Below are 26,866 nucleotides of genomic sequence, written 5' to 3'. Positions count from 1 at the left end.
GAATGCATAAAAAAGTCTTGTAGAAAGGTATCTTTTTACAGAATGTAAACTATGAGTTCCCACTGTGCTGGCTTAAACAAAGAATTTCTGCTAGAGTCCGTACACTATGACGACACTTAAGGTATTTCTTTCCGACTCATTTCATCCGCAATTAAATCTTGCGACTGAAGAATGGATTTTCCATAACCTGGATCCTTCCAGTCAGATTTTGTTCTTATGGAGAAACGAAGAGACCGTTGTCATCGGTCGCAATCAAAATCCCTGGTCCGAGTGCAATCTTGCGCAAATGAAAAACGACAATGTTCATCTGGCTCGTCGAACAACGGGCGGTGGCGCTGTATTCCACGACCTGGGAAACACCAACTTTACGTTTCTATCTCCAAAAGATGGTTACCGTCGTGAAAACAACATCCAAATCATCTTTGATGCATTAAAAGAGTTTGGTATTCAGGCAGAAGCTTCAGGTCGTAATGATTTGATGGTGCCCTTCCACGATGGGCCTCGCAAATTCAGCGGCAGTGCTTATCGCGAAAAGAAAGACCGCGCTTTTCATCATGGCACTTTGCTTTTGCATGCCGATCTTACTCGCCTGGGTAATTACCTGACACCGAATCCAAAAAAGCTTCAGGCCAAGGGTAAAGAGTCCGTGCGTGCGCGCGTGACAAATTTGAATGAGCTTAATAAAGACATCAACCACGACAAAGTTTCAGAGGCGATGATCCGATCTTTTGAAAAGTTCTATGACGCAAAAGCTGAAGTGATCATGTTAAGTCTTGAAAGTCTGCCTAAGATTCCAGAGCTGAAAGAGCAATACGATATTCTTTCTTCCTGGGAGTGGTTATATGGCTCGACTTTAGAGTTTACTCACAAAATGGATGAGTATCTAAGTTTGGGCTTTTTTGATTTTCACTTCATCGTGGATGATGGTGTGATCAAAGATTTAAAAATCTATACGGATTGCCTGTATCCCGCACTGATCGAAAACATACAGCAATCCTTGGTTGCAAAACACTATACCGGAAGCAGTGTAAAAAGCGTCTTTGCTGAAGTCGTTCAAAAGTTTCCGGACCTGGAGCCACAGATCAATGAACTTGAATCCTGGCTTGTAAAGAATATTGAAATTTAAGGAAGTCCCTGTGCAAGTTGATATTGGTAAATTAAATAAATTAAAAGCCGTTAAAAAAGCCGAGTTCGGAATGTTTCTGGATGGCGGTGATGATGGGGAGATTTTACTGCCTCGTCGCTATGTTCCTGACGATCTGAAGGTTGATGATGAAATCGAGGTGTTTGTGCATTTCGATTCCGAGGACCGTTTGATCGCGACGACAGAAAAACCGAAAGCCATGGTCGGGGAGTTTGCCCATTTGATGGTGAAGTCCGTTGAAAATGTCGGTGCCTTCCTGGATTGGGGCTTGGGAAAAGATCTTTTTCTTCCCTATGCTGAAATGACCCGCGATCTTCGTGTTGGTCAGGCGGTTGTCGTGTTCCTGTATCTTGATAAATCGGATCGCATTTCCTCGTCGATGCGTTTGGATCGCTACATTTCTAAAGAACCAGGTGATTACAAAGAAGGCCAGCAGGTTGATTTGTTCATTGGTGCTGAAACTGATCTGGGCTTTAAGGCCATCATCAATGGCAAGCACTGGGGAATGATCTATGCCAATGAAATCTTTGATCGCATCGTTCACGGCCAAAAGCTTAAAGGCTACATCAAGAAAGTTCGTGAAGATGGAAAAATTGATTTAAGTTTGCAAAAGATGGGGCATCAAAGTTCCGAGGACATAGGTCCTTTGATTCTGCAGCGCCTTCGTGAAGAGGGTGGCTTTTTGCCAATCAATGATAAAACGGCGGCCGAACTTATCTATGACATGTTCGGCGTCAGTAAAAAGAAATATAAAATGGCCTTGGGTGATCTGTACAAGAAACGCGTGATCACAGTGAAGGACGACGGAATCTATCTTAATAAGTAGATTCCGAATCCGCTTTCGCCAGAGAATTTCTTTTAACCAAGCCTGGCGGGAAGTATTTGCCTTTCACGACGTCCTTGGTGGGACCATAAAATCTGAAGGTTAGATTGTAGTTACTGCCAGCGGGAGTTGGCAGCCAATTCTCTTCAGGTGCACCTTCTGGCAATTTACTTGCAAAGTACAGAGTCACTGAGCCATCTGCATTCGGTTTTAAGTTTGTCTGATTGTTGACGACAAACTTGTTGGCAGGATTGGGGATGACTTTAAAGTTTGTCGTATCGACATTCGTGATGCTCCAGAAATATTTCGCGCGTGATGATGGAAGTTTATCTTTTGGAAAGGTGAGCGTGTAAACAGCACTTCCGTCCAAAGGTTCTCCCTTGGCATCATTTTTCGTCACGAAATAAACAGCCTCATTGTTGTTGTTGGCCCAGATTCCAGCATAGTTCACAAAGGCTCGCGCTTGATAGTCATTTCCGTAGTTTCCGAATCGGCGCACCAAACCCCAACCATTTTTCTTGGTTTGCAATTTTTCGAGCATGGCCAAAAAGGCAGGGATGGCTTTTTCTCTGACTATCTTAGCAGTGGCTTCTCGGGAGTTGTCATGCTTGGCAGTTTTTTCCACCGCCAAGACTTTCATTTGCAGACCACCCATATTCGGATTGATGTCTTTCTCAGACGCCAATACCGAAGCGGCATTATCAAAAATCTCAATCCCAGGAAGCTGATCGTGTTCAAAATCCACGGTTTTGGGCGCATCAGCTATCTCAGGTTTTCCCGTGGGGTAAATTTTAATTTGTCGTTGCAGCTTTACAGCCTCATTAGGATCTTTTCCAATTTCCACGCGGGCCAGAACGCGGGATTTTTTCGATGGTAGAATGACTTTTTGCACATCCGGAGCCAAAGAGACTTGTGCATCTTTCAGGCAGACGGCGAATTTACCGGAAGGATGTTTGGAATAATTTCGTTCGTTTAAGTTCGCAGTGGTCTCGCCCCAACCATTTAGGAATTGAACCGTGTAATAACGGTCTTTGATTTCGGGAATTTCCACCATGGTGCAGCTATTGTTGTCGATGGCGACCCATGCTTCGCTGTAAGCTACATCAAGATTGGGGTTAGCCCACTGAACGCCTCCTACATCACGGTGTTTAATTTCATTCCATTTCATGTTCTCTTTGGCAAAGTCCAATTTCTCTTGGCGCAAAACCAGAATTCTTGCCATGAGGTATTGATAGGCGTCGATCACCTCTTTGTCGGTGATATTTTTGACCGGGCGAGCAAAGGACGCTGTGGTGAATAACAGCGAGAAGGCGGCAATGATCGTCAACCAAGTTCTCATAAAAAAAGGTCTCCTTACTTTAAATTCACGTTTCATTGTAAAAAATGATTTCGTATTTACCTACATGCTTATTGGCAACGCTAAACATATATCAGTGCACTCCTCCGACAAAACTCATCATCATGAAACTTTACAATTCAAAGGAGGATTTCTATGAAGCGCTGTGTGCTGGTTACTTGCATGATTTTACAAGTCTCGTTCGCAAGAGCCGAGGTCACTAGCGAAGAGATGAATAAAGCCAACAATCCTCTAACACCCCTGGCGGCTGTGAACCTCCATGACTACGTACAAAGCTCGGTCTACTCCACTGATGAATCCTTAAACACGGCTTATTTGCGAATCGCTTCGCCTTTAATGTTAGGTGGCCAGGCACAGCTGGCGCGTATGACGATTCCGTACTCGGTGCAAGCCTTGGAAACGCCGACATCGACGACTTCGGGAGTGGGAGATGTTAGTATCTTTGACGTGTTTCTGTTTAAAGGAACTGGTACTATGGAGTTTGGCGTGGGTCCTTTGTTAATCCTCCCAACAGCATCGAAGGATGAAACGGGAGCTGGCAAATGGCAGATTGGAGCCGCGGGAATTATAATGGCACCACAATCCTGGGGCCTCTCAGGTGCACTCATCACCTACCAACATGATTTTGCAGGGGACAGTGATCGTCCAACACAAAATTTAGCAACGGCGCAACCGTTCTTGATTTGGAATATGCCCGCGGGATTTTACCTCAGATCCGCAGGTATTATGCTCTTTAATTGGGAAACCGGGGATTACAATATTCCTCTGGGAGCTGGCGTTGGTAAAGTGTGGAAGCTTCAGGGTGGAACCACTATCAATCTTTTTGCAGAACCTCAGTGGACCGTCGCGCACGTGGGAGATTACACTCCGAACTTTCAAACCTTTGTCGGTTTGAACTTCCAGTTTCCTCTCAAATAATCAGTAGTTCACCGATGACGAATACATAAATCCCAAGGTGTCGGAGTTGCTCGCTCCGACTTCTCTGTTTTGCGAGTACTTATAATACAATCCAAAATTGGCTTCATAGGTTCGGTTGTTATAATTGATTCCCGTTGAGAGCATGGAAATGGATTGATTTGAAATCTGCGTATAGTTTCCTCCCACCAGCCAGCGCACGCTTCTGACTGGAATCTTAATGCCGGTGGAAACATTGAAAAGGCTCAAATCCGATTGCTGCTCAACAGGAGTAGAGGGAAGCGCAAACTGGGGAGCGTAGCTCATATCAAATAAAAACGTCTTATCGCTAAAACGAAAAACCTGACCGACTGTCACGCCCAAAATAGAATCCGTATGGGGAGTGTAGCGCCCAAAGGTTTCTGTGGCTTGCGTATCCCCGGTGCTTAATTGATTTTGATAAAGATCCCCCTCGGAATAGATATTCAAAGCCCGCCACTGCAGGGTTGCGCCGATACTGTAATCATCGCGGGCTCTCCAAACGAATCCAGGATTTAAAGTAATATAATTCTGTTGTTCGAACCTTTTTTGATTTAGCGAAGTGGTCGTCCCGGCAGATACGGTATTGATCACCGAGTCGGTCGTCATTTCATTCCAGGTAAAGGCCACAGAAAATCCCCAAGCCATCGTTTCATTAGTCAGGGCGCCATAGGATAGACCTGCCTGAGCACCTTGAAAGCGAACGACTTTTGCCGTCACTCCACCAGATGAGTCTTCAACGCGAAAGGTATTATCGATGTTGGCGGGATAGGAATAGAAGAAACCCGTTTTAATTTTTTCGTCCACGCTAAATATCGCCGAAGTTAATAAAGTGGAGGAAGTAAAGGAACCCGTTTGATTGTGGAATGCCGGATCCTGCATTTCTTGATACGCGATGGCCGTGCCGGAGACGGTGAGGTTGAGCTGATACTCGCAAAATCCCAAACCTGCAGGATTATACAAAGGACTTCCCGGCGAGCATAAAAGCCCCACACCGGAATTTCCCAGAAAGGCTTCCTGGCTGCCAACGGGAGAAAAGAAGTAGGAAGCCCAGCTGCAAGCGGGACTCAGGAATATTAAAAGTAAAAGATAATACTTCATTCCAGGTCCCGCATCTTAAGACTAATCCAGTGAGAACATCACGTTCAGCCCCACAGATTTATAATCGGCAAGGCCTTTCGCCATGGCCGCGTTGTTGGCGTCAAAATATAGATCCAAACCCCAGCGCGAGTTGAATTTGAATGTCGAACCAAAGATAAACGGAAATGACGGCGTATCAATGCTTGAAAGTTTGCAGTTCGGATCACCGGAGCAGGAACTTGCAATATTGATGGAGGCCACAAAGCCCAGATATATTCCGAACTTTTCCTGCGGCTTAAATAAGATCGTGATCGGAATATCCAGATAATCCAAGTTGAAATCGATCTTGGTGCCGGAATCACTTTCCGTCTGTAAAGGTCTTTGTGTATATAAAAGACCCGAGCGGAAGTGGGCGATATTTCCCTCTAAAGGCATGTGCACAAAGGCACCGGCCTGCAGACCGGTGCGCGCATGAGTCGAAATTCCAGGTCCATAAGCATAACCGTTTTGTTGACGGGCTCCCAACTCAAGACCGTAATCCAAGGCGGCCTGAGCACTAGAGGCAAACAACAAAGCAGCGACGAGCGAAATAAAATACTTTTGCATGAATGTTCTCCTTTGGTTAATTAACGACGAAAGCCACCACCGCCACCACGAAACCCACCGCTCGCGCGCATGCCGCCACCGCCGTGTAGTGCGGGAGCGCCGCCACCTGCGCGCTCCATATGGGCTGCGGGTTGGCGAGGTTGTTGTTGAGGCGCGCGGCCTTCGTGGGAGCGTTCCAAATTTTGAATATTGTCGGGCTTATTGACGGGTGTCCAAGTGTCGGGACCGTTGTACTTGGACCAATCGCCTTTGCCATTACGGCGATAGACGCTGCCATCGTGCCCAGCATAGACCGTGTTGCTATCAAGGCCCCGGGCAAATTTAGTATTGCCGATGGTATTGATAGCGACTCCGTGACCACCCGAGCCCGTGATAACGGTGCGCTTACCCCAATTGTGGTAAGTGTTATCAACGTTGATGTTCACGTAGGTCGGACCCCAACAGCAAGATCCCCAGCCCCAAGGATACATCACAGCGCCCATCGAAAAGCCCATGAAAAATCCCGCATCATAGCCCCAGCCGTATCCCACGCCGAATCCATATGTAGAGGGTGGAGGATACCAAGCTGTTGCAGACGTATAGGCACCATAAGCATAACCCGTTCCGTACACAATCGTGCCATCTGCAGAAACGAAGGTGCCGTGATAGCCCGGTGTATAGCCCACAATCACATACTCACCATTCGTTCCATAAACGCGCACATACGTGACGTAATAAAGAGGTGAGGAGGGTGGGATTTGATAAATCTGATCAGGGACCGCGATAGAAACTTCCCACGGCCCTTTCGCGCTTGCTGAGTTAAACCACACACCGTCTTGCACGACATAGTACAAGCTTGGATTGAGCATCAGCATTGGCGTATTGCAGTTTTCTGCGTACTGAATGGAGGTCGAAGGAATTTTTTGCCATTTGATTTCGCCATCGCACGCCAAATTTTTTGGTTTCAATGTTTTAGGCACTTGTGCGGTTTGAGGAATCTGGCTGGTGATCAAAGCTTCCTTGGCCTGAGGTGTGCCCGGTACCGAAACTAAAACTTCAGCAACCTGACTGGTTACAGGAATTTTCGCAAAGTCTTTGGGTAAGTCTTTGCCTTTCGCATAACTCCACGGACCATCAAGGGATTTAGCTGTGAACCAACGACCGGAAATCAAGGTGTAAAACTGCTGTGAAGAGGACTCCAGGAATATGGAATTCGGGGAGTTTGAAACATAAAGCAGTCCGGTGTTTTCAACTGCGGAATATTTGGGAGTGCCTTCTGATTGCAAAAGCTCTGTCGGGCGAGTCGCGATAAAAACTTTAGGAGTGACTCCCGGTGGGAATATCGAATTTCCGTCTGAAGTTCTGCCTTCGAGTGGGTCCACGGTTTTTGCTTTCAGTAATTCGTCTTTAGCCATCACAAACTTTGAGGATGGTTCCGACTTGGTCACATTGAAAGGCCCCGTCGCACTGGGAGCGGAAAACCATTTGCCTAGGGCCCAGAGGTAGTATTCTTTGTCGCTGTTTTTTAAAATCAAGGCGCTGGTGTTCACCACACGCTGCACATTTTTTTCTTTGCCCGCCGGCCCGATCACAGGTTCCCCGGAAATCATGATCAACAAGCTTGGCTGAGTTGCAAAAATCACTTGCGGAGGATCGTTCTTAAGCTCTGGGGATTTTCTTTTTTTATTGGAAGACGTCGCCTCTAAATTTGAAACCACATTGTGATAAGGGATTACATAGTTTTTGCCATTCAGGGCTTTTTCAAGGCGTGATTTAAATTCAGTGCGTTTGGCAGAGTTTTCCGGGAATTGCAGATCGGTGACTTTGATCGTTTGCAGCGTCAAAGTATCGTCGACTTTGTCGATAAGGGTGCTCGCCTTTAATTGAAAAGATCCATAGGAATCCTTGCCATCTTTTTGATATTTGAAGGCGGCGCGGGCGGTAATGACATTGTTATCCAGGGATTCGACTTGCGGCTGAAAGACCGTGATTTTTTCTTTCTCTGCTGTTTCCACATCTCGCGGCCAAGTGACGGTAGAAGGGGCTGTTTGTTCTTTGGATTCCTTGTTCGCTTCAGGAGCTGCACGAGTGGCCAGTCCCATTAAAAGTACAATGCAAACAGCAGCTGAAAACTCCAGTCTCATCGTGTCCCTCCTGATCGTATTTCAACCAGAATAGGTGATAAGACCGGAGTTGGGGCGGTCCCGTGCCAACAATCACATGAGCGTCGCCAGCTTCATCCTGGCGCCTTGATAAAACTTATCTGTCGACGCTCATGCTTTAAGCGTGGGATGCGGGGTTAGGGGATTTCTTCGAAGGTGCCTTTTTCGCGGTTTTTGCGGACGTTAGGGACTTTGAAAATCTGATTGTGGAAGGAGATATAAAAACCTGGCGACAAAAGTTTGGCGGCCAGCATAGCTTCTGTCACATTTTGTGTGGCATCACTGTCATCAAAACCCATGGGGATCATAGCGCCGGTGAATACCACGGGAACTTTGGGCGTGCCGATTTCTTTAAAGCAGTACTCTGCCGACACATGCATCGTGTCTGTTCCATGTAACAGAACGATGGGGCAACCACGTTGCATTTGATCTTTGACGGTCACGCTGATTAAAGCGCGGTCCTCATCGGTCATATACAGGGAGTCTTTGCTAAGCAGGGGATAAACCAAAATATTGGTGTAAGGCAAACGCAGCTTGGAAAGAATGCGATTCTTGATGCTGGTGCCACGATTTTCCAACGAGCCATCAAACTCGTTGTAGGTTTTTTCAATCGTGCCACCGGTAGTGATAATAACGACGTCTTGTACTGGAGTTCCCATATGTCGGAGATCCTATTCTAAGATCTCCGAACTAGCTACTAATTTTCGCTGACTTGCGGACCGCAAGCTTCGTCCAGGCTGATAGAATCTTTCTTAGGATTAAAGATGCGACCCAATTTACCTGTCAAACCGCCTGTGCCTTTTTTGTAGACTTGGCATTTTTTGATCAAACCGAAGTGGTCCGAGATCATCATGCGGTGCAAGCCAACGCGCAAGGTATCAAGGCTTGTCTGAGCTTTTACGCGATTAGTGTACGCTGCTGTCAAAGTGTTGCCCGCATTCAAAACGTGCAACAAATCTGTCATTCCCATTTTGAATTTTTCGACTTCAGCTTCATACAGAGCTTCCAGGTTGGCTTCTGCTTGGCGCGCCAAATTCAACTGCAATTGGCTCTCGCGCAAAGAGCCTACCGTCGTCTCTACGATTTTAATTTGATCCTGATCGATTTGCTTTTTCTGCAAACGGATCGCATCAAGTTCACGGTTTCCGATTTTCAGGATCAAGAAGTTACCAAAGTTGAAAGTCGCAGAACCTGCACCCTCCGCATCAGAGAAAGCACCAGTTGGTCCGCGAGAAGCACCCAAAGTTGCGCCGGTCAGGAATGACCAGAATGCACTCCATTTTGCCGCTTCCGTTGCTTTCAGCATTGAGGAAAGCTGACGCAATTCTGGAGATTTTGCCAGGGACTGATCGATCGTTGTTTGCATTGGCTGTTGTTCTGCGGAAGATGAACCAATGTGGAAAGCTTCAATTTTAATATCCGTGGAAAGAGGCAACGCCAACATGTCACGAATGGCTGCTTTTTCCTGAAGAATCAAAACGTCCATTTGGGATACTTGAATTTTAGACAATTGCGTTTGGGCCTGTGCTTGCATCAGCTCAGATTTTTCTCTCATGCCGATATCAACACCCATGGCGATCATGTCTTCGATTTTTTTGTAGTTCTGATATTGGTACTGCAGAATCGCACGCAGTTCCATATCGCCCTGGATAGTGGAGTACAGTGCGTAAGCTGAAGAATACGTGTTCAATTGAGCGATATAATACGCTTCACCTTGAGCATTCAAAAGGTGTTGGTTTTCGCGAAGATCCAACCACTTGCTTGGAAGCAAGAATGGTAAAAGCATTGTCACGGACGCAAGCGAGAAACTGAAAGAGTTATCGATCGCCGCTCCAAGGTTGATCCCTGGGAGCAGGTTTCTGCGCGCGCGATCGACGCTGTCTTTCGCTTTGTAAACATTGTTCAACTGAACAGCCAATTCGATATTGCTTTCGAGTAGGCGCGTTTTCAGTGTGCGTGGATTGATTGTGATTGTTGTTGGTGCAGGTGCAGTTTTTGGTGCAGCAACGGCTGTTGCGGTCATGATAGTTGCAAGAGCAAGCGCTGCCAAATTTCTCATTTTGAACTGAAACATTTGAGTTCCCCTTCGAATGGTTGAAAAATTATTCGGCGCCTAACTATAAGTCAAATCTTCTCTGAAAAATAAGAATTAAACGGCCCTAAACATCACATGTCCTTCGCGTTTACGTACCCCTTTGAGAACCGCCTCGGAGAAGACTTTTAAAGATAAAATGAGCTGCTAAAATGTCCGATAGGTACATCGATTTCGAGGAGCAGTACGTTGGAAGATCAGAAGTCGTTTAATTACAGTATAAGTCACAAAAACAAGATGCTTGTTGTTTCCTTTACCGGCGAAGAAATGAGTCCCGTCGTGGTCCCAGCTTTGGAGGCCGTACGAGAAGAGATTCTTGCCAAAGAGGAAGTCCGCCAGGTCGTGTTTTATTTTCAAAATATCGATCGCATATCAAACGAAGCACTGGCGAGTTTTGCCCAGTTGCAAAGGGATGTGCGCGCCAAACCCGCAGATTTAAGGCTTTGTTCCCTTAAAGAGTCCCTGCGTGAAAAGCTATTGAGAATGGGTGTGGTCCGCGGTCTCGAGGTCGCTGAAGATTTAAAAAGCGCCCTCTTGTCTTTCCCACGGGCAGCCTGATATGGTCGACTTCTTCCCTGAAGGAGTCGGCTATTTATGAAAGAATCTAACTATAGCTTTAAAAAGTACCAACCTGCCAGCCTGCGCTGGTGGCACTGGTTAAACGCTTTGGCAATACTGGCGTTGCTGGGAACGGTGCTTTTGCGCAAAACCTTTTTAAGCTGGCGCACGAATGCCGCCTTTATCAAAACCAAAGTGGAAGAAGGCGCAGGCAGCGTAACTCCGGAAGTGGCAGAGTCTATCGCCAAAGCACTTCGCGATGTGATGTGGCAGTGGCATTACTGGATCGGCTTTGCCTTAGGAGCGTTGTTGGTCGGTCGTATTTTGATCGGTCTGTTTGTGGTTAAAAAATGCCCAGCGACTCACGCAGTTCAAAGTGCAGCGGGTCTTTCCCAAGTACCTAAAGAAACCCGTATCGGTGCGGTTCACTACACCTTGGTGAAATCAAGTTACGCCCTTTTCTATTTGATCACTTTGTATATGGTGCTTTCCGGAATTCTTTTGTACTTCAAGAAAGATCTGGGTCTTGCCAAGGATCTAACAAGCTTCCTTAAAGAAGTGCATGAATGGCTCATGTGGTTCTTCGTCGTCTTCGTGGTAGGTCATATCGCTGGCGTCTTCATCGCTGAAAACCGTGGTGACAAAGGCATCACCTCCGACATGATCAACGGTGGGGAGTAAAGGACTTCGCAAGAGAACTTAAAGTGAAAGTTCAAATAAAAAAGGCTGTCTTGGAGACAGCCTTTTTGCGTTTTAGATTCATAGATTATTTATTTGGACCGCAATAGTCGCGAATGGCGATTTTTATCAAACTGGCACCATTAGCTTTGTTCGCACGAATATGGCTGCGAAGAACCGTCGGAACATGTTGCTTGGGTTTGGCGTTATTTTGCAAAGTCTCCCAGTATGTTTCCCCATTGCCTCTGTTTGGAAACAGCTTGTTGCTGATCTCAACGTAGCGGTTCAAGGTCGACAATGTACATTGCATCATGCGACCATTTTGTGGATTTGAATCCCCGGGACGGCAAACACGGCCCTCATCGTAATCGGGTTCTTTACCTTTATGAAGTTGGAAAAATCCAAAAAGAGTTCCGTTGGGTCCCTGAGCTTTGACGTATTCGCGGCAAGTGCTTTCATAGAAAGCCATGCCTCCTAAAATGACAGTGTAGAGTTCCACTTTTTCGTCATTTCTCATCTGATCAAAACGAGGACAGACTTTTCTAAGATCCGCCGTTCCCTGAAGTAAGCTATCAAACGTATTACCCTGGAAGGCACGTTTTATTTCCTCACCATATTTACCCAAGCCATTTTGGGTAGCAAACTTGCTGCAAGCCTTGTCAGCATCCAGGATCGCCAAAGCATCGGCAACGTCTTGAGCGGCAGCTTCTTCTTCGCTGGTTTCTGTGCGCTCAAACTTACGATCCACAATCGTAGTCGCTTTGAACGTCGAAGCTTGGGCATAAACTGTTGTTCCCATAAAGGAAGTTAAAAGGGAGGCTGCTAGAATGATAGTTTTTGTGTTCAAACTTTTCATGTTTGGATTCATTTGCAGAGAAAATGCCACCCTAAACAGGATCGTATGAGCGCGAGGTTCGAGAAGGGCTGTCTAAGTTTGAGACACCGACAAACTTTGCGTTACCGGTCCCTTGGAGTCACAAAAACAAAGGGTCGGTGATTGCTCACCGACCCTCGAAGTCGCCCACATATTGACTTGGAAATATCTAATTAATCACGGAAACGACGGGGAGCTGAAGAACCGCCACCTGGGCGAGATCTTTTGATCCCTGGGTGATCTGAACCGCGGTCGCTGCTGAATGAACGCTTGCGGAAAGAACGCTCGCCGCCACCGTTGTCACCAGCAGGTGCGCGGTTGCCACGGCCTTCTTCACGGTCATAGCGCTCAGTGCGTGCGCTGGAACCACGTTCAGCACGTTGTTCGCCACCTGCATCGCTGTTGCCGCGGAAGCTTGCGCTTGCGCCACCAGAACGGCGAGGAGCACTTGCACCTCTGCTTGGTCCGTCATTTTGATAACCGCCATCGTTGAAACGAGGACGATCGCTATCATCAGAACGGTTGCTGCGGAAACCACCACGGTTGCCACGGAATCCACCACCTGTACGAGGGCGGTCATTGCGGTAGCCACCACGGTCACCACCATCACGGTTAGCCGTGAAGCGGTTGTTATTAGGATCACGAGGCAACAATTCGCGAGGGATACGGTCGCCCATGTAATCCAGGATCAAATCTTTTTTAACGAAGACATCTGGGAAGTACGCCACGATAAAGCGTGCTAGCAGGTCTTCTTTAGAAAGATCTTTGAAGTTGATGTCATCAGCTTGAACCAAGTCTTGGATCAAATCAGCAGCCAATTGAAGGGAAGTGTCTTCCTCTTTCATCGCGCCCACTTTATCCAATACGTTTTTGATTTTAAGACCCGCCACTTCATCAGCTGAAGGTACAACACCTTTAGTGAAAGTTGCTTTCGTCGTGTTCATCACACGGCGAAGAAGAGTCAATTGATCAGAGTTCACAAGAGTGATCGCCACACCTTTGGAACCGTTACGACCTGTACGGCCGATACGGTGAACATAAGATTCAGCATCCCATGGCAAAGAGTGATTGATCACGTGAGTAAGGTCTTTGATATCAAGACCACGAGCCGCAACGTCTGTTGCCACGATCACTTTTACGGCGCGAGCTTTGAATTTCTTCAATGTCGCTTCACGCTCTTGCTGGGATTTATCACCATGCAAAGAATCTGCTGGGAAACCACGTTGAGTCAAAATATCTGCCAATTCAGCAACTTCCATTTTAGTCTGGCAGAAGATAATACCGTAGAATTCTGGAGCCGTTTGCAACAAGCGAGAGATCACCTCTGTTTTGTGCATGTTTTTAACTGTGTAGTAAATTTGCTCGATAGTGTCAGCAGTAGAGCCCACTTTGTTCACAGCCACTGTCTCTGGATTTTCCAAATATTTTTCAGTGATACGACGAACTTCAGTCGACATTGTTGCAGAGAACAACCAAGTTCTGCACGCTGCGCGCTCGTTAGAAGCAGCGTCATCCGGGTGAGTCGCAGACAAAATGAAATCCAAAGCGTCTTTGAAACCCATAGAAAGCATTTCGTCAGCTTCGTCCAGGATCACAGTTTGAACCTTGGAAAGCTTGATCATTTTTTGCTCTAGGAAATCAACCAAACGGCCCGGAGTCGCAACCACGATGTGGGCGCCACGTTTGATACCGTCGATTTGTGTGCGGTAAGAAGCACCACCGTAGATTGTGACTACGCGGATGCCTTTTTTCTTACCAAGCAAAGCCAATTGCTCAGCCACTTGCAACGCCAACTCACGTGTTGGAGAAAGAACAAGTGCTTGAGTGTCTTTGATGGTTGCATCTAGATTTTCGATAAGAGGAATACCGAACGCAGCAGTTTTACCAGTACCTGTAGAAGCGAGACCGATAAAATCGTTCGCACCGCCTAATAGCAAAGGAATAGCTTGTTTTTGAATGGGCGTCGGAGTTGAGAAGCCCATGTCTTTCATCGCGTCCATCAACGGAGCGCTAAGACCAAAGCTTTCAAATGTATCGACAGTAGTTAAAGGAGGAGTCACGAGTAGCCTTTCAGTTAGTGGAGCACTTAACCAAAGGGCCAAATTCGTTTGGGGTATTGGTATATGCTCTAGGAATGGCGCAAGATACACGATGTTAAGGGTAAAAGCTCAGGATATATTCCAGCTCTGTAAGAATAATGAACTATTTGCAGAAACTGAGAGTATTTCAGACACTTACATCGCTCGCTGCGATTATAGAGCTTCTCGAGGTATTGAAGTATCTAAGTGGCACTCGCGATAGGTGATTCCATTCTGGCACTCACTCTCAAGACCAGCCTCGGGCGCGACCTTCAGGGGGGCTTGGACTTCGCAGTTCTGATGAATCTCTAAATTTCAGATATACTTTTGGAGTTGCCTAAATTCCTGGCAGGGAGCCCGTCGTTGCTCCTTCGCTGTAAATAATTAAAAATTTTGGCGCATCTGGCGAAAAATCGCGATATACAGGGGACCATGATTCATTTATCCAATATCACAAAGCAGCAGGGGAACAAAGTTCTCTATCGTAACGGTTCATTCCAAATCAACGACGGCGAGAAAATCGGCCTGGTCGGTTTGAATGGTACGGGTAAAACCACTATCTTCCGCATCATCACGGGGGAGGAAGGTTACGACGGAACAGTTTCTAAATCCGATAAAACTGTGATCGGTTACTTCTCTCAAAATATCGAAGACATGCGTGGCAGATCTGCCATCGAAGAAGTAAAATCCGCGATCGGCAATATCGGCAACATGCAGGTGAAAATGCAGGAGTACGAAGCAAAGCTTTCGGACCCTGATTTGGATCCAGATGAAATGATGAAGATCCTTGAAGTCTATGGGGAAATGCAGGGGGAGTTCGAACGCCTGGGTGGCTACGATCTTGAATCCCGTGCAGCTGAGATCCTGACCGGTCTGGGTATTGGTCCTGATGACTATCACCGTCCGACAGAGAGTTTTTCTGGCGGTTGGAAAATGCGTATCGCTTTGGCGAAAATCCTGGTTTTGAATCCGCAAGTTTTGCTGATGGACGAGCCGACGAATCACTTGGACGTGGAATCCATCATCTGGCTTGAAGAGTGGCTGGTGAATTTCAAGGGCGCGATTTTGATGACGTCGCATGATCGTGACTTCATGAATCGCATTGTGGGTAAAATCGTCGAGATCGCGAATAAAACGATCACAGTCTACGGTGGTAACTACGACTTCTATGAAAAAGAGCGCGACATCCGTAAGGAACAATTGATCGCGGCAGCCAAACGTCAGGAAGAAATGTTGGCGAAAGAAGAAGAGTTCATTGCTCGCTTTGCAGCCCGTGCCTCCCATGCGGCTCAAGTTCAATCCCGTGTTAAAAAATTAGAAAAAATTGATCGTATTGAAATTCCTGAAGAGGAATCTGAAATCAAATTCGTATGGCCAGTGCCACCACGTGGTGGTGACGAGGTTGTGCGTTTCGAAGGACTTTCCAAAGTTTGGAAACGCGATGACGGCAAAGAGAAACACGTCTTCTCGGGTGCCCAAGCCCTGGTTAAACGCATGGATCGCATTGCGGTTGTCGGCGTGAACGGTGCGGGTAAATCAACTTTGCTTAAAATTATCGCGGGTGAAGTGGAACCAACAGCGGGAACATGTGCTTTGGGTGCTTCCATCAATCTGGGTTACTTCTCTCAGAACTCTTTGGATGTTTTGGATCCTAAGATGACAATCGTGGATGAAGTTCATTCACGCATGCCGACAGCTGGTATGGGAACTGTGCGCTCTTTATTGGGTGCCTTTAAGTTCTCCGGCGAAGAAGCTGAAAAGAAAATTTCGATTCTTTCCGGGGGAGAGAAGTCCCGCGTGGTCTTGGCGACAATCTTGGCGCAACCTGTGAATCTTTTGATTCTGGATGAGCCGACGAATCACTTGGACATCGTGTCCCGTGAAGTTTTGCTCGACGCTATCAAACAGTTTCCTGGCACTGTGATGATCGTATCGCATGATCGCCACTTCTTGCGTGAAGTGACAACTCGTGTGTTCGAAGTTGATAAAAATCAACTGCGCATCTACGAAGGTGACTACGATTACTACATCCATAAAAAGAAGTTAGAAGCAGCCGGAAAATAAGGCTGACAAATCATGAAGCTCGCTTTTGATTTGCGCGATTTTAAAATTCCTGTGGACCGTCTGGCTCCGCAGGAATCTTTTCGCACCCGTCAAAAAGACGTCCTCTCTTATCGATTCTATCCCACACGTTCGGAAAATCTGGTGATTTTGTATCACGGTGTTGGCGGTGACAGCCGTTACCTGTGTGCTTTGGCGAGCGCTCTTGCCAAAGCTGGGATTGCTCAAGTAGTGACTCCTGATTTTCGCTGCCATGGTGCAAGCCTTGGGGCTTCGGATATCATTCCTGCCAATCAACTGGAAATTGACCTGGAAGAACTGATCATCCATTTGAAAATGAAATTTTCAGTCAAGAACATGATTCTCTCTGGGCATTCTCTGGGAGGCGGCTTTACCTTAAGAGTAGCGGCTTCGGATGTTGGAAAGCAGTTTTCAAAGTTTGTGGCACTCGCGCCTTATTTGCCGGAATCTTTTCATGCGCTGACACCTGATTTGGGCGGCTGGATTTTTATGGATAAAGACGGCGAAGGTATCAACGTCAATTACCCCGAGATCTTTAAATCCGGCGAGGAAAAAACCCACTACAGCCCTGAATTTGTTCGAGCGGCCGTGGTTCCTGAAGATTTGTTATTTCGTCTTCAAAAAGAAAACGTTTCCCTGAGTATCGCGACGGGGGACAGAGACGAGGTGGTCATTGGGTCTCGCCACGTCGAGATCTTTGAAGGAATCGCCTCTCGCGTCGTTTTAGAGAAGGGTTTAAATCATCTTACGATCGTCTCAAAACCGTCGACTCTGTTGTCCCTGTATGAGGCGTAATTGCGACGGTAAATATGATTAATTTCACTTAAGCTGACATAAGTCCTGCCGATAAGTTCTACAGAAAATCGAAGATTACAGAAAATATATAACCAAATCTTGAACGTAGGCGGGGGTTATGAGTTCTGAACTGGGAGTGTTCGCACTCCGTCAGATTGTTTCGTCCATGGTAGTGCTGGGGCCACTGATTGTGATTACAGGAGCCTTCAGTTACGTCTTTAATCAAAATCGCAAAGCCGTGATAGCTTATGTCGTGATCGGTCTGATTCTGACCGTGATCGGTGGAGTGAATATGTATCACGAATTCGGTGCCAGGAAGGTTAATGAAATAGCACGCGAAAAAGAATAACAATCCTTAGGCTCGCTCTTCAGCGGGCCTTTTTTTTGACACGATGTGGGTTCCCATTTCATAGGAAACTATGATCTTCTTTTGCTATGGAAAATCGCAAAAAGAAAATCCTTAGTTGGGCACTGTATGATTGGGCGAATAGCACTTACTCCACCACAGTGATGGCGGTGTTCTTTCCCGTCTTTTTTAAAGTCTATTGGAGCCAAGGAGTGGAAGCTACGGTTTCTACTGCGCGTTTAGGCACTGCAATTTCTATTTCAAGTTTAGTGGTCGCGTTTCTAAGTCCCACACTGGGAGTTGTAGCTGATTTAAAGGGCTTAAAAAAGCTTTTCTGTTTGGCATTTATGTTCATCGGCGTCGTGGCATGTGGTTGGATGACTTTCATTCCCGCTGGCGATTGGTTGAATGCGATTTTGGCATACGGAATTGCGATGATGGCGTTCAATGCCAGCTGCGTGTTCTATGAATCCCTCATGCCATTTGTGGCAGAACCCAAAGAAATGGACTATGTGTCTTCACTTGGATACTCGCTAGGGTATTTGGGCGGAGGAGTTCTGTTGCTGGTGAATGTTCTGATGCACTTAAATCCCGAGTGGTTCGGATTACGAGACGGAACTCAAGCGGTACAGATTTCATTTATGACCGTCGCGGTGTGGTGGTTTGTATTTTCGATTCCATTGGCACGCAACGTTCCGGAGCCCACTGTTGAAATTTCTAATGATAATGTTTGGAAGCTTACTAATCGCAGTATTTTGACTTTGCAGGCAACATTCAAAGAGTTGATTTTTAAAGAGCGCAACCTCCTGATTTTCATGGTGGCTTACTGGTTGTATATCGATGGCGTTTATACTGTGATGACTATGGCGGTCGATTATGGGATGTCGATTGGCCTTGGATCAAAAGACTTGATCGCCGCGATCTTAATCACTCAGTTTATCGGTTTTCCGTGTGCTTACTACTTTGGAACAGTTACTAAAAGATTCGGCACAAAAGCGCCGATTTTGTTATGCATTGGAATTTACTCCATCACTGTCGTGGCCGCCATGTGGATGAAAGAAGCTTGGCATTTCTATTTGCTGGCGGTGATTATCGGGATGGTTCAAGGGGGCGTGCAGTCTTTAAGTCGTTCTCTGTTTGGAAAAATGGCGCCGAAACATCAAAGTGGTGAGTACTTTGGTTTATTCAATTTAGTGGGACGATTTGCATCCATTCTGGGACCGTTGATTGTCGCTTTTACGGTCACGCTGACGGGGAACTCGCGCTTGGGAATGGTCGGTTTATTACTGCTGTTTGTGGTGGGTGGGGGATTGTTGAGTATGGTCAAGGAGCCTAAGGAGCACGCATAGTGCTCTTTAAAGTAAACGAAGCTGATGACTAGTGTTTTTGGTCGTCGTCAGCTTTGGATTCGTCTGAGGAAGCTGAATGCTGCTCGGAATGGGTCGACTGCTGTTCTTCGATGATTTTTTTGGCTTTTTTGCCCGTGATTCCCATCCATTCCGGTAAAAAGACGGCAACGGCCACAAAGATCATGGTGATGATAACGAAGAAAATGCTCATGCTAAGAATGAGTTCCATGTGCGGGCCTCCAAAGAATGTATCTTTTCTAGTCCATTCAGGCTCAAAAGGGAATGTGAAATTTAATAATGGACTTTACCCCCTGAACACGACATAAACCTTCGATATGACTTACAATCCACGCGATAGATACTTTAAAAAAGCAAAAGAAGAGGGCTTTGCCGCTCGTTCTGTTTTCAAGCTTGAAGAGATCGACAAGAAATACAAAATTTTTAAAGGCAGCGGTCAGACGGTCTTGGATTTGGGAGCCTCACCAGGTTCCTGGTCACAGTACGCTTCCAAAGTGGTCGGACCAAAAGGGCGCGTGTTGGGAGTGGATTTAAGCCCCGTGACCGTGAAACTGCCAAACGCGGTGTTCATTCAAGCAGACCTTCGTGATTTGAACTTGGAAGAAATCTTTCAAGAGCATGGTTTTAATCCTCCCTTTGATATCGTGATGTCGGATATGGCACCTAAAACCACGGGCATCCGTATGACCGACCAAGCTCGTTCCATGGAATTGTGTGAGTTGGCGCTCGACGTGGCTCGCAGGTTTTTGCGCAAAGACGGTCACTTTGTTTGTAAGCTCTTTCACAGTGATGATTTCGCCAAGCTTCGCGATGAAATCAAAAAGTCCTTTGCTAAGTGCGAAGTGATGAAACCCGATTCCACTCGCAAGATTTCCAAAGAAATCTTTTTGATCGGTCTTAATAAAAAATGATTCAAATTGTTTTTGAAAACTCCCATTTCGTGATCTGCGATAAGCCATCAGGAGTGTTATCCACGCCCAGTCGCATGGGAGCTGAAGACGAACGCAATTGCCTGGGGATCTCTCTGCAAAAGCACTTGGGATTGCAAATCTATCCCGTGCATCGTCTGGATTTTGAAGTTTCTGGTCTGGTGATGTACGCAAAGTCTGCCGAAGCTCATCGTAAAGCCAATGCCTGGTTTGAACATAAGCAAGTCAGTAAAACCTATCGCGCAATAACGACGGTACAGGATTTTTCCCACATTCCGCCGAACGTTAAAAACTCCCGCGAAAAATTCGCAGTCGTAGCCGGGCAAAAGTTCGAATGGAAATCGCGCATCTTGCGTGGCAAGCGTCGTGCTTTTGAAAGCCCTGAGGGTAAGGACTCTTTAACTCTGGCAGAGTATCTGGGAACGAATCCTGCGGGATTTTTGCAGTGGGATTTACAACCGGTGACGGGACGTTCCCATCAATTGCGTTTTGATTTAAGCCGCCATGGGTTTCCGATTGTGGGCGACGCTTTATATGGATCAAAAATTCCGAGCGACAGTAAAGCTGCGATCGCCCTCCGCGCTTACAAAATCGATTTTAGCAAAGCCCCTGGAGCGCAGGAGCTTGAGCTGCCTCCTATAATCCAGCTTTCCAAATAATCTATATCCAAAATTAGATCTCGCGCTTTATCTGCGCCAGATAAGATTTGATGAAAGCCACTCGGTGTTCGGCCTCTTTTTTAGCAGTGTCGGTGTTTAAGTGATCTATCAATTTAAATAGTTTTTGATAGAAATGATCGATGCCATAATTCTTGTCATCCAAGTCACGCTTTTCGGCCCAAGGATCTTCTTCCGCATAAAAAGGACGGCTCATAAGCGAGGTCGTCGCAAAACAACGGGCAATCCCGATGGCACCCAGCGAATCCAGGCGATCTGCATCCTGGACGATCTTAGCCTCAAGCGTGGTGGGTTTAATATTAGCGCTGTAACTGTGGGCTTCAATGGCATGACGAATATCTTCGAAATACTCTTCGGGATAATCCACGGATTTAAGGTACTCAATCGTTGCTTCCCCGGAAAGGGCTGAAGCATAGGGTCGGCGAGGATCGCCTTTTGGAACATTGATAAAATCATGGAAGAAAGCGGCGGGCATGACCACTTCCCAGCGACCATTCTCCGCTTCGCATAAACTTTTGGCAGTGTTCACCACACGTTGAATGTGCAGAAAATCGTGTGCAGGATCGGAACTGGGATAAAGCACACGGGCTTTGTTTTTAAAGAGATGGAACCATTTCTTTTCGTCAAATTCTGGCTGCCTTTGATTCATGACTTCCATCTCTTTATTTTGAATTACGGGTTCACACGTTTCACGGAAGGAGCAGTAAACTTGTCAAAATACGCTACCAGGAATTGATCTGAGAACTCATTGACATGGTCAAAAGTCACGTAGCCATATCCTCTGTCACCCCAATTTGGTCCCCAGGAATTTTTAAACATAAAGGCTTTTAATTCTGTGTTGTATCCAACCAGCAATACGGCGTGACCCGCACATGTAATTTCGCCTTTATTACACTGCTCAAGAATTTTTTTATCCATCTTAACAGTGCCTTTGGCATCATTGATATGCGGCACAGCCACATTCAGTGTGACGACAACAGATCTATTTTCTTTTATTTGATCTATCACAAGTTCTGTCCAGGAACGTGATGTGTGCATTCTGTTTAACTGCTTGAATTTCAGACTTCTATAGCTAACGCGTGGAATTCTTTTCTGACGTAAATCATAAAAGGACGTTTGAGAAGAAGTGAAAGGTTTTGTGAAGTCGGGGCTTTCTTTCTGATAAGGAAGTTGATCCTCTTCATACAGATAAAGATCATTCTGTAGGCTTGCCAAAATGTCGTAAGTATTTCCGAATTCAACTTCTGGGCGCCAAGAATTGATAATTTTATGGCGGAAGATTTCGTATTCTTCGGAGATGTCATAATCTTCACCAGTCAGCGTCTTGAAAGTGCTTTCCACCAATGCAGATACGGCGAAAAAGGCGCAGGTGTTGCGTCGTTCCTGATCTTTTACCGGAGTTTGTAAGTGAGTTAAAAGTTTTTCCTCGGCCTTCGCATCTTTCACGTAAACGGAGCAGAGCAAAGCGGCTGTGAAAAACAGAGTACGGGTCACAAATGTCATTTTAGTTCCTTCGCTTTAAATAATCGCCGAGTGATTTTGCAAACTTGCTGCCAGATCACAGCGAACTGAGGGGGTACTCACGAGGGAAATCACATTTGTGAAGATAATTATTACCAGTGTGTTTAAGGAATTAGCACGTCGTTTTTATTCGGGCTCCGGAAGATTGATAATGCTTTGAGACTCGTCCCAGGGCTGCCAAAGGGCGATTTTGTGTCCATCAGGATCATAGATCCAAGCGAATTTTCCTCTCTCATTTTCATCGACATAATCAATGATGCGAACTCCGGCCTCAGCCAAAGAGCCAATCAGTGGAGCGAGATTTTGAATGCGAAAGATGGTGGTTTCAGGCAAATCTTCATTCTCCTGAAAATGCTCTTCCATGAACCCGCCGTTGAGATCACGGTGGAGATGAAGTTTCTCTTCGTACCAACGATTCAATGCCTCGGGTCTTTGAATGAAGTTTTCCATAGGGCTATTTTCCGCCACGGTTCAGGGCTGAACAAGACCAGTCTTATTCACTTGCCTGGTGGCAATGTTAAGAACGAAAGATTGTGAAATGATCAAAGACTTGAGGCTCGTTTATTTCAGAAAGCCAAGGATGAGACTGGAAAATACGGTGGCGGATGTAACGTCCTCTGGCCACGACCTGGATGCTGCGCTTTTGTGCGATATGCCTTAAGTCTTCCAAGGTTTTATCAACCGCAGGCGCGCTTCCGAAATCAAAAATAAAGTAATGGTCCGCTAAGACCGGTACAAACTGGGGATCCGTCAGATCTTGGGTTTTAATAGCGGCGAGAGGGTAGTCGAACTTTTTCAAGATTCGATTTCCTTCATTCACGCGCTCGGCCACCAGTTCGTACCCGGTGAATTTCACTCCGGGATAATGTTTGCCCACCACAAACGCCATGCGACCATACCCACATCCAAGATCCACGATGTGATGGCCGTCTTGAGGTTTCAATAAATCCAAAATATGTCTAATTTCGGTATAAGGAGTCTGCAGAGCCTGAACTGGAAGTCCCCGCCAAAAATTCACCGGAATATTTTCATCCGCTTGAACATTATAGTCTTGGGATTTGAGCAAAGCGTGTTCAATTTCCGCGGTCTTAAATCCTAACCACTCATCAACGACGACAGCATGTTCCTGAGCTTCCTGGTACGTGTGCTCATCATCGGTGATCAGTGGAAAGGGCCCGTCAGGGTTGAAATCAATCTTGCTCAATAAACTCGTTATAGGCTCGAGATATCATTCTGTAAAGCGGTAATCCTGACGTTTGATTTCAATTTCCCCGCCAAGGATTGATCGCGGATACCTTCAGTTTCTAACTTTAATTTAATCAGTTCAGGATCGCGCAAGGATGGATTTTGCAACATGAGTGCTGCTGCAAGTCCTGTCACCCAAGCTGTTGCCTGAGAGGTACCGGTCATCAATCCAAATTGGCCTCCGGGCAGGGAAGAGTATACGTTCTTGCCCGGGGCCGCGATATCTACACTTTTTGATCCATAGTTACTGCTGTCGATGAGATGACGATCTGAATCCATCGCCGCCACCGAGATAATATTCTTGAGATTGTAGCCGGCTGGATAGTAACCCATTTTATCAGTGTTACGACCGTCATTCCCGGCGGCAGCGACAAAGAGAATTCCTTTCTCTTGAGCTTCACGGATAGCCTGCTCTTCCAGAGCACTGCGTGTGTCCCCGCCGCCGGAGTAGTTGATAATATCGGCCTTCATTTTGATCGCATACCGAATTGCACGAACGGTATTGAGCAAATTGACTCGGCCACTTTGTTCAGGATCGTAATATTTAAGAACCATGAATTTCACTCTGGACGAGAGAGTTCTTTGGCGAATAATCCCCGCGATATGAGTGCCATGCCCGTGACTGTCGCTGACATCGCTATTTTCGGAAACAAAATTCCATCCATGGAGGTCCCCGGCATATCCGTTGCCATCGTTATCTAAGCCATTGGTTTTTTCTTTCGGGTTCACCCACAAGTTGTCTTTAATCAGGGGGTGGTTCACATCAATACCTGTATCGATAATCGCAATCACAATGTCCTTCTCGGGATCTGTGGTGCGGGGCTGAGCAACGGAAGACCATAGAAATGGTGTCGCTGAGAGAATTCCAAAGAATGATTTCTGTATTAAGTTAAGTGATCTCATGTCTGCCCCCGGTATGGAGGGACATTGCATTCGGCGGGCCAGGTATAAATAAATCTAATGGGGTCTCAGATGGAGATTTGTCACTTGTGTTTAGAAATCGCTATACAGGGTCTGAGAGGGTTTCAGGTGTCTAAAAGGCGACATACATAGACAACTTTTATACAGGGGTTTATAAGTTCGTCCTTTTCTACCCCTGGTTTTGCTTATGATGGAACAGTGTTTATCGCGGGGATTTGAAGCCGAAGGGAGCCGCTGCCTTGGTCCCATCCGCCTGGGGTTGCTCACTTCGCGACACGCTATCGTGGCTCAGCCGTGGCCCGCCTTTGGCGGGTGCGCGCCATCGTGGCGCCCACGGAGGTCGCTGCATGGGCATCCCCAGTCGGCTGTGCCCAACTCATCTGCTCCCTTCGGCTTCAAATTTTGTGATTATGTTGTTCATTGGAACTTAGGGTTTTTTGTTGGATAGCTTATTTATCCTTATAAAAGTTTTTATGTTTAAGGGAGGGGTGTGCTAGAACGATGGTTATGGAAGCATCTACTGTTCGGATTTCTTATCAGGATAAAGTTAAGTTTTATAAAGAGATTCATTCCGAGGCCCTGGGGCTTGCGGAGCGGGAGTGGTTTGTTAATTTGGCTAATTTTTCGGCTCTTTTGAATCAGCATTTGCCGGAGATTAATTGGGTTGGGTTTTATTTGAATCACGGCGGGGAGCTTTTGCTTTCTTCATTTCAAGGTCTGCCGGCTTGTACCCGTATCGCGATGGGCAAGGGTGTTTGTGGGACGGCGGCGCAGTCGCTTCAGACTCAGTTGGTGCCGGATGTTCATTTGTTTCCAGGGCATATTGCCTGTGATGCTCGTTCGCGCAGTGAGGTCGTGATTCCTTTAGTTTTGGGAGATCGTCTTTTGGGTGTGCTGGATATTGATTCGCCTCTTATGAATCGCTTTGATCAGGCGGATGTTGCGGGTCTATCAGAACTCTGCAAAATCTTAATCGAGAAAACTGTCTGGCCTGCCACCTTCGCATAGAAGGGTTCGAGTTTTGCGGCGGCGGTAAGACCTAATGCGCTTCTTACGGCGCAAGAAGCGGCCAAATTGTTAGGAATCTGTGCATAGATTGCTGGCTGTCTATTACGGAAACGGCGACAACAACAACGACAACAGCAATTTAAGTCATTTGTTTCGACTCTTTCGTCGCACTGCAAACCGACAAACATTCTACTATACATACATCTCTCTTCAGTTTGCAGTTGATTGCGACATTTGATTCCGTCCATCATCCATCATCCATCATCCATCCATCCACCAATCAATCAATCAATCAATCAATCAATCAATCAATCAATCAATCAACATCAATCGATCTTTTCAACCAACCAACCAACCAACCGACCGACCGACCGACCGACATACAGACTATCCACTTACGGTTCGTTCGTCCGGTATTCGGTTCGTGTTCAACTGAAATTCAACTCTGGTGCAAAATAAGTAAGTCGCGATATTGCACTTTTGTTTTCCTCGTTGGGGGTATCGGTCATGGGTACTCTCCAATGAGGGAGACTCGATGAAACTTTCTTCACAACAAACATTTTCTGCGCTTCAGGTTCATTGGCAGTATCGTTACTGCCATGGTGGAGCACTTCGTAAATCTTCTCGGGGGCGAGGGGTGCGACCTCTTTCGAGTAAAGATCCTCTTCATTTGGTTTTCAAAGTTAATAAATCGGCAGTAAAGCGTGGGCTTCGGCATCCTCGGACATTTGCTTTGATAAATATGTTGTTGAAGAAGTATTCGTTCAAATTTTTCGTCAGAGTCGAACAGGCGTCGGTTCAGAACGATCATATCCATTTACTTGTTCGGGCGCATCGTAGGACTTCGTTGCAGAGTTTCTTTCGGGTGTTGGCGGGGCAGTTTGCGCAGGTGTTGACCGATACCTTCAGTCGGAAGGGGGAGGGACCTAAGGTTTGGAAATATCGACCGTTTTCGCGGGTTATTAGGGGATATAAGCCTTACCTTGTGGTGCGCGATTATATTCAATTGAATGAATTAGAAGTTTTAGGGCGACCTTATTCCAAGTCGCGGTTGCGCGGGCTTACTCAGGAACAAATGCGGGAGTTATGGATTTGACGCCGGCAACGCCGCTTGGAATTCGGCTAATTTTCAGTTGGCGAAAATTGTGTGAAGAAAATTGAGTGGAGAAAATAGAATGAGAGAAAATTGAATGGGCGAATGCTAGACGGCAAACGCTTGAATGGCAAACGCTTGAATGGCAAACGCTTGAATGGCAATTGCTTGGATCGCGAGATACTTGGCCGCGGAGGGAGTGGAGAAGAGAGGAGAAGAGAGGAGAAGAGAGGAGAGGAGAGGAGAAGAGAGGAGAAGAGAGGAGAGGAGAGGAGAGGAGAAGAGAAGAGAGGAGAGGAGAGGAGAAGAGAGGAGAGGAGAGGAGAGGAGAAGAGAGGAGAGGAGAAGAGAAGAGAAGAGAAGAGAAGAGAAGAGAAGAGAAGAGAAGAGAAGAGAAGAGAAGAGAAGAGAAGAGAAGAGAAGCTGAGCTGCGGAGTTGAGCTGAAGAGACTTCGGAACCCGGAACTTTGGAAATATTGAGTAAAGCTCTTCGGGAGTTCGAAGGAGAAAAGTAAAAA

Annotated in this window: 28 protein-coding genes; 14 read left to right on the top strand and 14 right to left on the bottom strand. The window is 46.5% G+C overall.

The window, feature by feature from the left end:
- Positions 1 to 106: 106 nt before the first annotated feature.
- The gene (locus ACLSU7_RS05070; RefSeq protein WP_413294473.1) at positions 107 to 1,126 is read left to right on the top strand and encodes a lipoate--protein ligase; all 1,020 of its coding nucleotides are present in this window, start codon (positions 107 to 109) and stop codon (positions 1,124 to 1,126) included.
- A gap of 70 nt (positions 1,127 to 1,196) precedes the next feature.
- Entirely contained in the window at positions 1,197 to 1,970 is a 774-nt protein-coding gene (locus tag ACLSU7_RS05065) for a S1 RNA-binding domain-containing protein (protein ID WP_413295366.1), read from the top strand.
- Here ACLSU7_RS05065 and ACLSU7_RS05060 read toward each other — a convergent pair.
- The gene (locus tag ACLSU7_RS05060; RefSeq protein ID WP_413294472.1) at positions 1,960 to 3,306 is read right to left on the bottom strand and encodes a DUF1214 domain-containing protein; all 1,347 of its coding nucleotides are present in this window, start codon (positions 3,304 to 3,306) and stop codon (positions 1,960 to 1,962) included. The two genes, ACLSU7_RS05065 and ACLSU7_RS05060, sit on opposite strands and share 11 nt — an antisense overlap.
- Positions 3,307 to 3,459: 153 nt before the next feature.
- On the opposite strand from ACLSU7_RS05060, the gene ACLSU7_RS05055 reads away from it, so the two are divergent.
- Positions 3,460 to 4,242, top strand: a complete 783-nt coding sequence (locus tag ACLSU7_RS05055; protein ID WP_413294471.1) for a hypothetical protein — start codon at positions 3,460 to 3,462, stop codon at positions 4,240 to 4,242.
- Here the strand turns inward: ACLSU7_RS05055 and ACLSU7_RS05050 are convergent, their stop codons facing one another.
- The 5 genes from ACLSU7_RS05050 to ACLSU7_RS05030 all read right to left on the bottom strand — a co-directional run bounded on the left by ACLSU7_RS05050 (position 4,243) and on the right by ACLSU7_RS05030 (position 10,158).
- Complete coding sequence (locus tag ACLSU7_RS05050; RefSeq protein WP_413294470.1) at positions 4,243 to 5,358, bottom strand: hypothetical protein; 1,116 nt, start codon at positions 5,356 to 5,358, stop codon at positions 4,243 to 4,245.
- 21 nt (positions 5,359 to 5,379) lie between these two features.
- A complete protein-coding gene (locus ACLSU7_RS05045; protein ID WP_413294469.1) occupies positions 5,380 to 5,943 on the bottom strand; it encodes an outer membrane beta-barrel protein in 564 nt (187 codons plus the stop codon).
- 20 nt (positions 5,944 to 5,963) lie between these two features.
- Positions 5,964 to 8,066, bottom strand: coding sequence for a hypothetical protein (locus tag ACLSU7_RS05040; RefSeq protein WP_413294468.1), 2,103 nt, complete (start codon positions 8,064 to 8,066; stop codon positions 5,964 to 5,966).
- Between the two features lie 155 nt (positions 8,067 to 8,221).
- Positions 8,222 to 8,743: an asparaginase domain-containing protein gene (locus ACLSU7_RS05035; protein ID WP_413294467.1), complete on the bottom strand. Its 522-nt coding sequence runs from the start codon at positions 8,741 to 8,743 to the stop codon at positions 8,222 to 8,224.
- Between the two features lie 38 nt (positions 8,744 to 8,781).
- Complete coding sequence (locus ACLSU7_RS05030) at positions 8,782 to 10,158, bottom strand: TolC family protein (protein ID WP_413294466.1); 1,377 nt, start codon at positions 10,156 to 10,158, stop codon at positions 8,782 to 8,784.
- A gap of 207 nt (positions 10,159 to 10,365) precedes the next feature.
- On the opposite strand from ACLSU7_RS05030, the gene ACLSU7_RS05025 reads away from it, so the two are divergent.
- Together ACLSU7_RS05025 and ACLSU7_RS05020 are read left to right on the top strand one after the other, a co-directional pair.
- Positions 10,366 to 10,734, top strand: coding sequence for an STAS domain-containing protein (locus tag ACLSU7_RS05025; protein ID WP_413294465.1), 369 nt, complete (start codon positions 10,366 to 10,368; stop codon positions 10,732 to 10,734).
- A gap of 36 nt (positions 10,735 to 10,770) precedes the next feature.
- Positions 10,771 to 11,415 (top strand): cytochrome b/b6 domain-containing protein, encoded by a 645-nt coding sequence (locus ACLSU7_RS05020; RefSeq protein WP_413294464.1) that lies wholly within the window; start codon positions 10,771 to 10,773, stop codon positions 11,413 to 11,415.
- A gap of 85 nt (positions 11,416 to 11,500) precedes the next feature.
- Here the strand turns inward: ACLSU7_RS05020 and ACLSU7_RS05015 are convergent, their stop codons facing one another.
- Together ACLSU7_RS05015 and ACLSU7_RS05010 are read right to left on the bottom strand one after the other, a co-directional pair.
- The gene (locus tag ACLSU7_RS05015) at positions 11,501 to 12,268 is read right to left on the bottom strand and encodes a hypothetical protein (protein ID WP_413294463.1); all 768 of its coding nucleotides are present in this window, start codon (positions 12,266 to 12,268) and stop codon (positions 11,501 to 11,503) included.
- A 191-nt stretch (positions 12,269 to 12,459) separates the two neighbouring features.
- The gene (locus ACLSU7_RS05010; protein ID WP_413294462.1) at positions 12,460 to 14,346 is read right to left on the bottom strand and encodes a DEAD/DEAH box helicase; all 1,887 of its coding nucleotides are present in this window, start codon (positions 14,344 to 14,346) and stop codon (positions 12,460 to 12,462) included.
- A 450-nt stretch (positions 14,347 to 14,796) separates the two neighbouring features.
- On the opposite strand from ACLSU7_RS05010, the gene ACLSU7_RS05005 reads away from it, so the two are divergent.
- The 4 genes from ACLSU7_RS05005 (at position 14,797) to ACLSU7_RS04990 (ending at position 18,936) form a co-directional block, all read left to right on the top strand.
- Positions 14,797 to 16,428, top strand: a complete 1,632-nt coding sequence (locus ACLSU7_RS05005) for an ABC-F family ATP-binding cassette domain-containing protein (RefSeq protein ID WP_413294461.1) — start codon at positions 14,797 to 14,799, stop codon at positions 16,426 to 16,428.
- A 12-nt stretch (positions 16,429 to 16,440) separates the two neighbouring features.
- On the top strand, positions 16,441 to 17,241 hold the full coding sequence (locus ACLSU7_RS05000) for an alpha/beta hydrolase (RefSeq protein WP_413294460.1): 801 nt from the start codon (positions 16,441 to 16,443) through the stop codon (positions 17,239 to 17,241).
- 118 nt (positions 17,242 to 17,359) lie between these two features.
- Complete coding sequence (locus ACLSU7_RS04995) at positions 17,360 to 17,590, top strand: hypothetical protein (protein ID WP_413294459.1); 231 nt, start codon at positions 17,360 to 17,362, stop codon at positions 17,588 to 17,590.
- Between the two features lie 86 nt (positions 17,591 to 17,676).
- Entirely contained in the window at positions 17,677 to 18,936 is a 1,260-nt protein-coding gene (locus tag ACLSU7_RS04990) for an MFS transporter (RefSeq protein WP_413294458.1), read from the top strand.
- Between the two features lie 28 nt (positions 18,937 to 18,964).
- On the opposite strand, the gene ACLSU7_RS04985 is transcribed toward ACLSU7_RS04990, so the two are convergent.
- Positions 18,965 to 19,165 carry a hypothetical protein gene (locus ACLSU7_RS04985; protein WP_413294457.1) on the bottom strand — a complete coding sequence of 67 codons (201 nt, stop codon included), beginning with the start codon at positions 19,163 to 19,165 and terminating at the stop codon, positions 18,965 to 18,967.
- A gap of 106 nt (positions 19,166 to 19,271) precedes the next feature.
- On the opposite strand from ACLSU7_RS04985, the gene ACLSU7_RS04980 reads away from it, so the two are divergent.
- Together ACLSU7_RS04980 and ACLSU7_RS04975 are read left to right on the top strand one after the other, a co-directional pair.
- Positions 19,272 to 19,865, top strand: a complete 594-nt coding sequence (locus ACLSU7_RS04980; protein ID WP_413294456.1) for an RlmE family RNA methyltransferase — start codon at positions 19,272 to 19,274, stop codon at positions 19,863 to 19,865.
- Positions 19,862 to 20,542, top strand: coding sequence for an RluA family pseudouridine synthase (locus ACLSU7_RS04975; protein WP_413294455.1), 681 nt, complete (start codon positions 19,862 to 19,864; stop codon positions 20,540 to 20,542). Before ACLSU7_RS04980 ends, ACLSU7_RS04975 begins: the two co-directional genes overlap by 4 nt.
- 13 nt (positions 20,543 to 20,555) lie before the next feature.
- On the opposite strand, the gene ACLSU7_RS04970 is transcribed toward ACLSU7_RS04975, so the two are convergent.
- The 5 genes from ACLSU7_RS04970 to ACLSU7_RS04950 form a co-directional block, all read right to left on the bottom strand.
- On the bottom strand, positions 20,556 to 21,218 hold the full coding sequence (locus ACLSU7_RS04970; RefSeq protein ID WP_413294454.1) for an HD domain-containing protein: 663 nt from the start codon (positions 21,216 to 21,218) through the stop codon (positions 20,556 to 20,558).
- Between the two features lie 14 nt (positions 21,219 to 21,232).
- Positions 21,233 to 22,063 (bottom strand): C1 family peptidase, encoded by an 831-nt coding sequence (locus tag ACLSU7_RS04965; protein ID WP_413294453.1) that lies wholly within the window; start codon positions 22,061 to 22,063, stop codon positions 21,233 to 21,235.
- A gap of 144 nt (positions 22,064 to 22,207) precedes the next feature.
- A complete protein-coding gene (locus ACLSU7_RS04960; RefSeq protein ID WP_413294452.1) occupies positions 22,208 to 22,531 on the bottom strand; it encodes a VOC family protein in 324 nt (107 codons plus the stop codon).
- Positions 22,532 to 22,598: 67 nt separating this feature from the next.
- Entirely contained in the window at positions 22,599 to 23,285 is a 687-nt protein-coding gene (locus ACLSU7_RS04955) for a methyltransferase (RefSeq protein WP_413294451.1), read from the bottom strand.
- An 8-nt stretch (positions 23,286 to 23,293) separates the two neighbouring features.
- The gene (locus ACLSU7_RS04950; RefSeq protein ID WP_413294450.1) at positions 23,294 to 24,229 is read right to left on the bottom strand and encodes a S8 family peptidase; all 936 of its coding nucleotides are present in this window, start codon (positions 24,227 to 24,229) and stop codon (positions 23,294 to 23,296) included.
- A 525-nt stretch (positions 24,230 to 24,754) separates the two neighbouring features.
- Between ACLSU7_RS04950 and ACLSU7_RS04945 the strand changes: the two genes are divergently transcribed.
- From ACLSU7_RS04945 to ACLSU7_RS04935, 3 genes are all read left to right on the top strand, one after another.
- The gene (locus ACLSU7_RS04945) at positions 24,755 to 25,255 is read left to right on the top strand and encodes a GAF domain-containing protein (protein ID WP_413294449.1); all 501 of its coding nucleotides are present in this window, start codon (positions 24,755 to 24,757) and stop codon (positions 25,253 to 25,255) included.
- A gap of 535 nt (positions 25,256 to 25,790) precedes the next feature.
- Positions 25,791 to 26,351, top strand: a complete 561-nt coding sequence (locus tag ACLSU7_RS04940) for a transposase (RefSeq protein ID WP_413294448.1) — start codon at positions 25,791 to 25,793, stop codon at positions 26,349 to 26,351.
- A 165-nt stretch (positions 26,352 to 26,516) separates the two neighbouring features.
- On the top strand, positions 26,517 to 26,828 hold the full coding sequence (locus tag ACLSU7_RS04935; protein ID WP_413294447.1) for a hypothetical protein: 312 nt from the start codon (positions 26,517 to 26,519) through the stop codon (positions 26,826 to 26,828).
- Positions 26,829 to 26,866 lie beyond the last annotated feature (38 nt).

Origin of the sequence: Bdellovibrio sp. HCB185ZH (genome assembly GCF_047302455.1) — a bacterium.
Taxonomy (GTDB): domain Bacteria; phylum Bdellovibrionota; class Bdellovibrionia; order Bdellovibrionales; family Bdellovibrionaceae; genus Bdellovibrio.
Note: the sequence above shows the minus strand (reverse complement) of the source record. Positions and strands in the feature narration are given on the sequence as shown.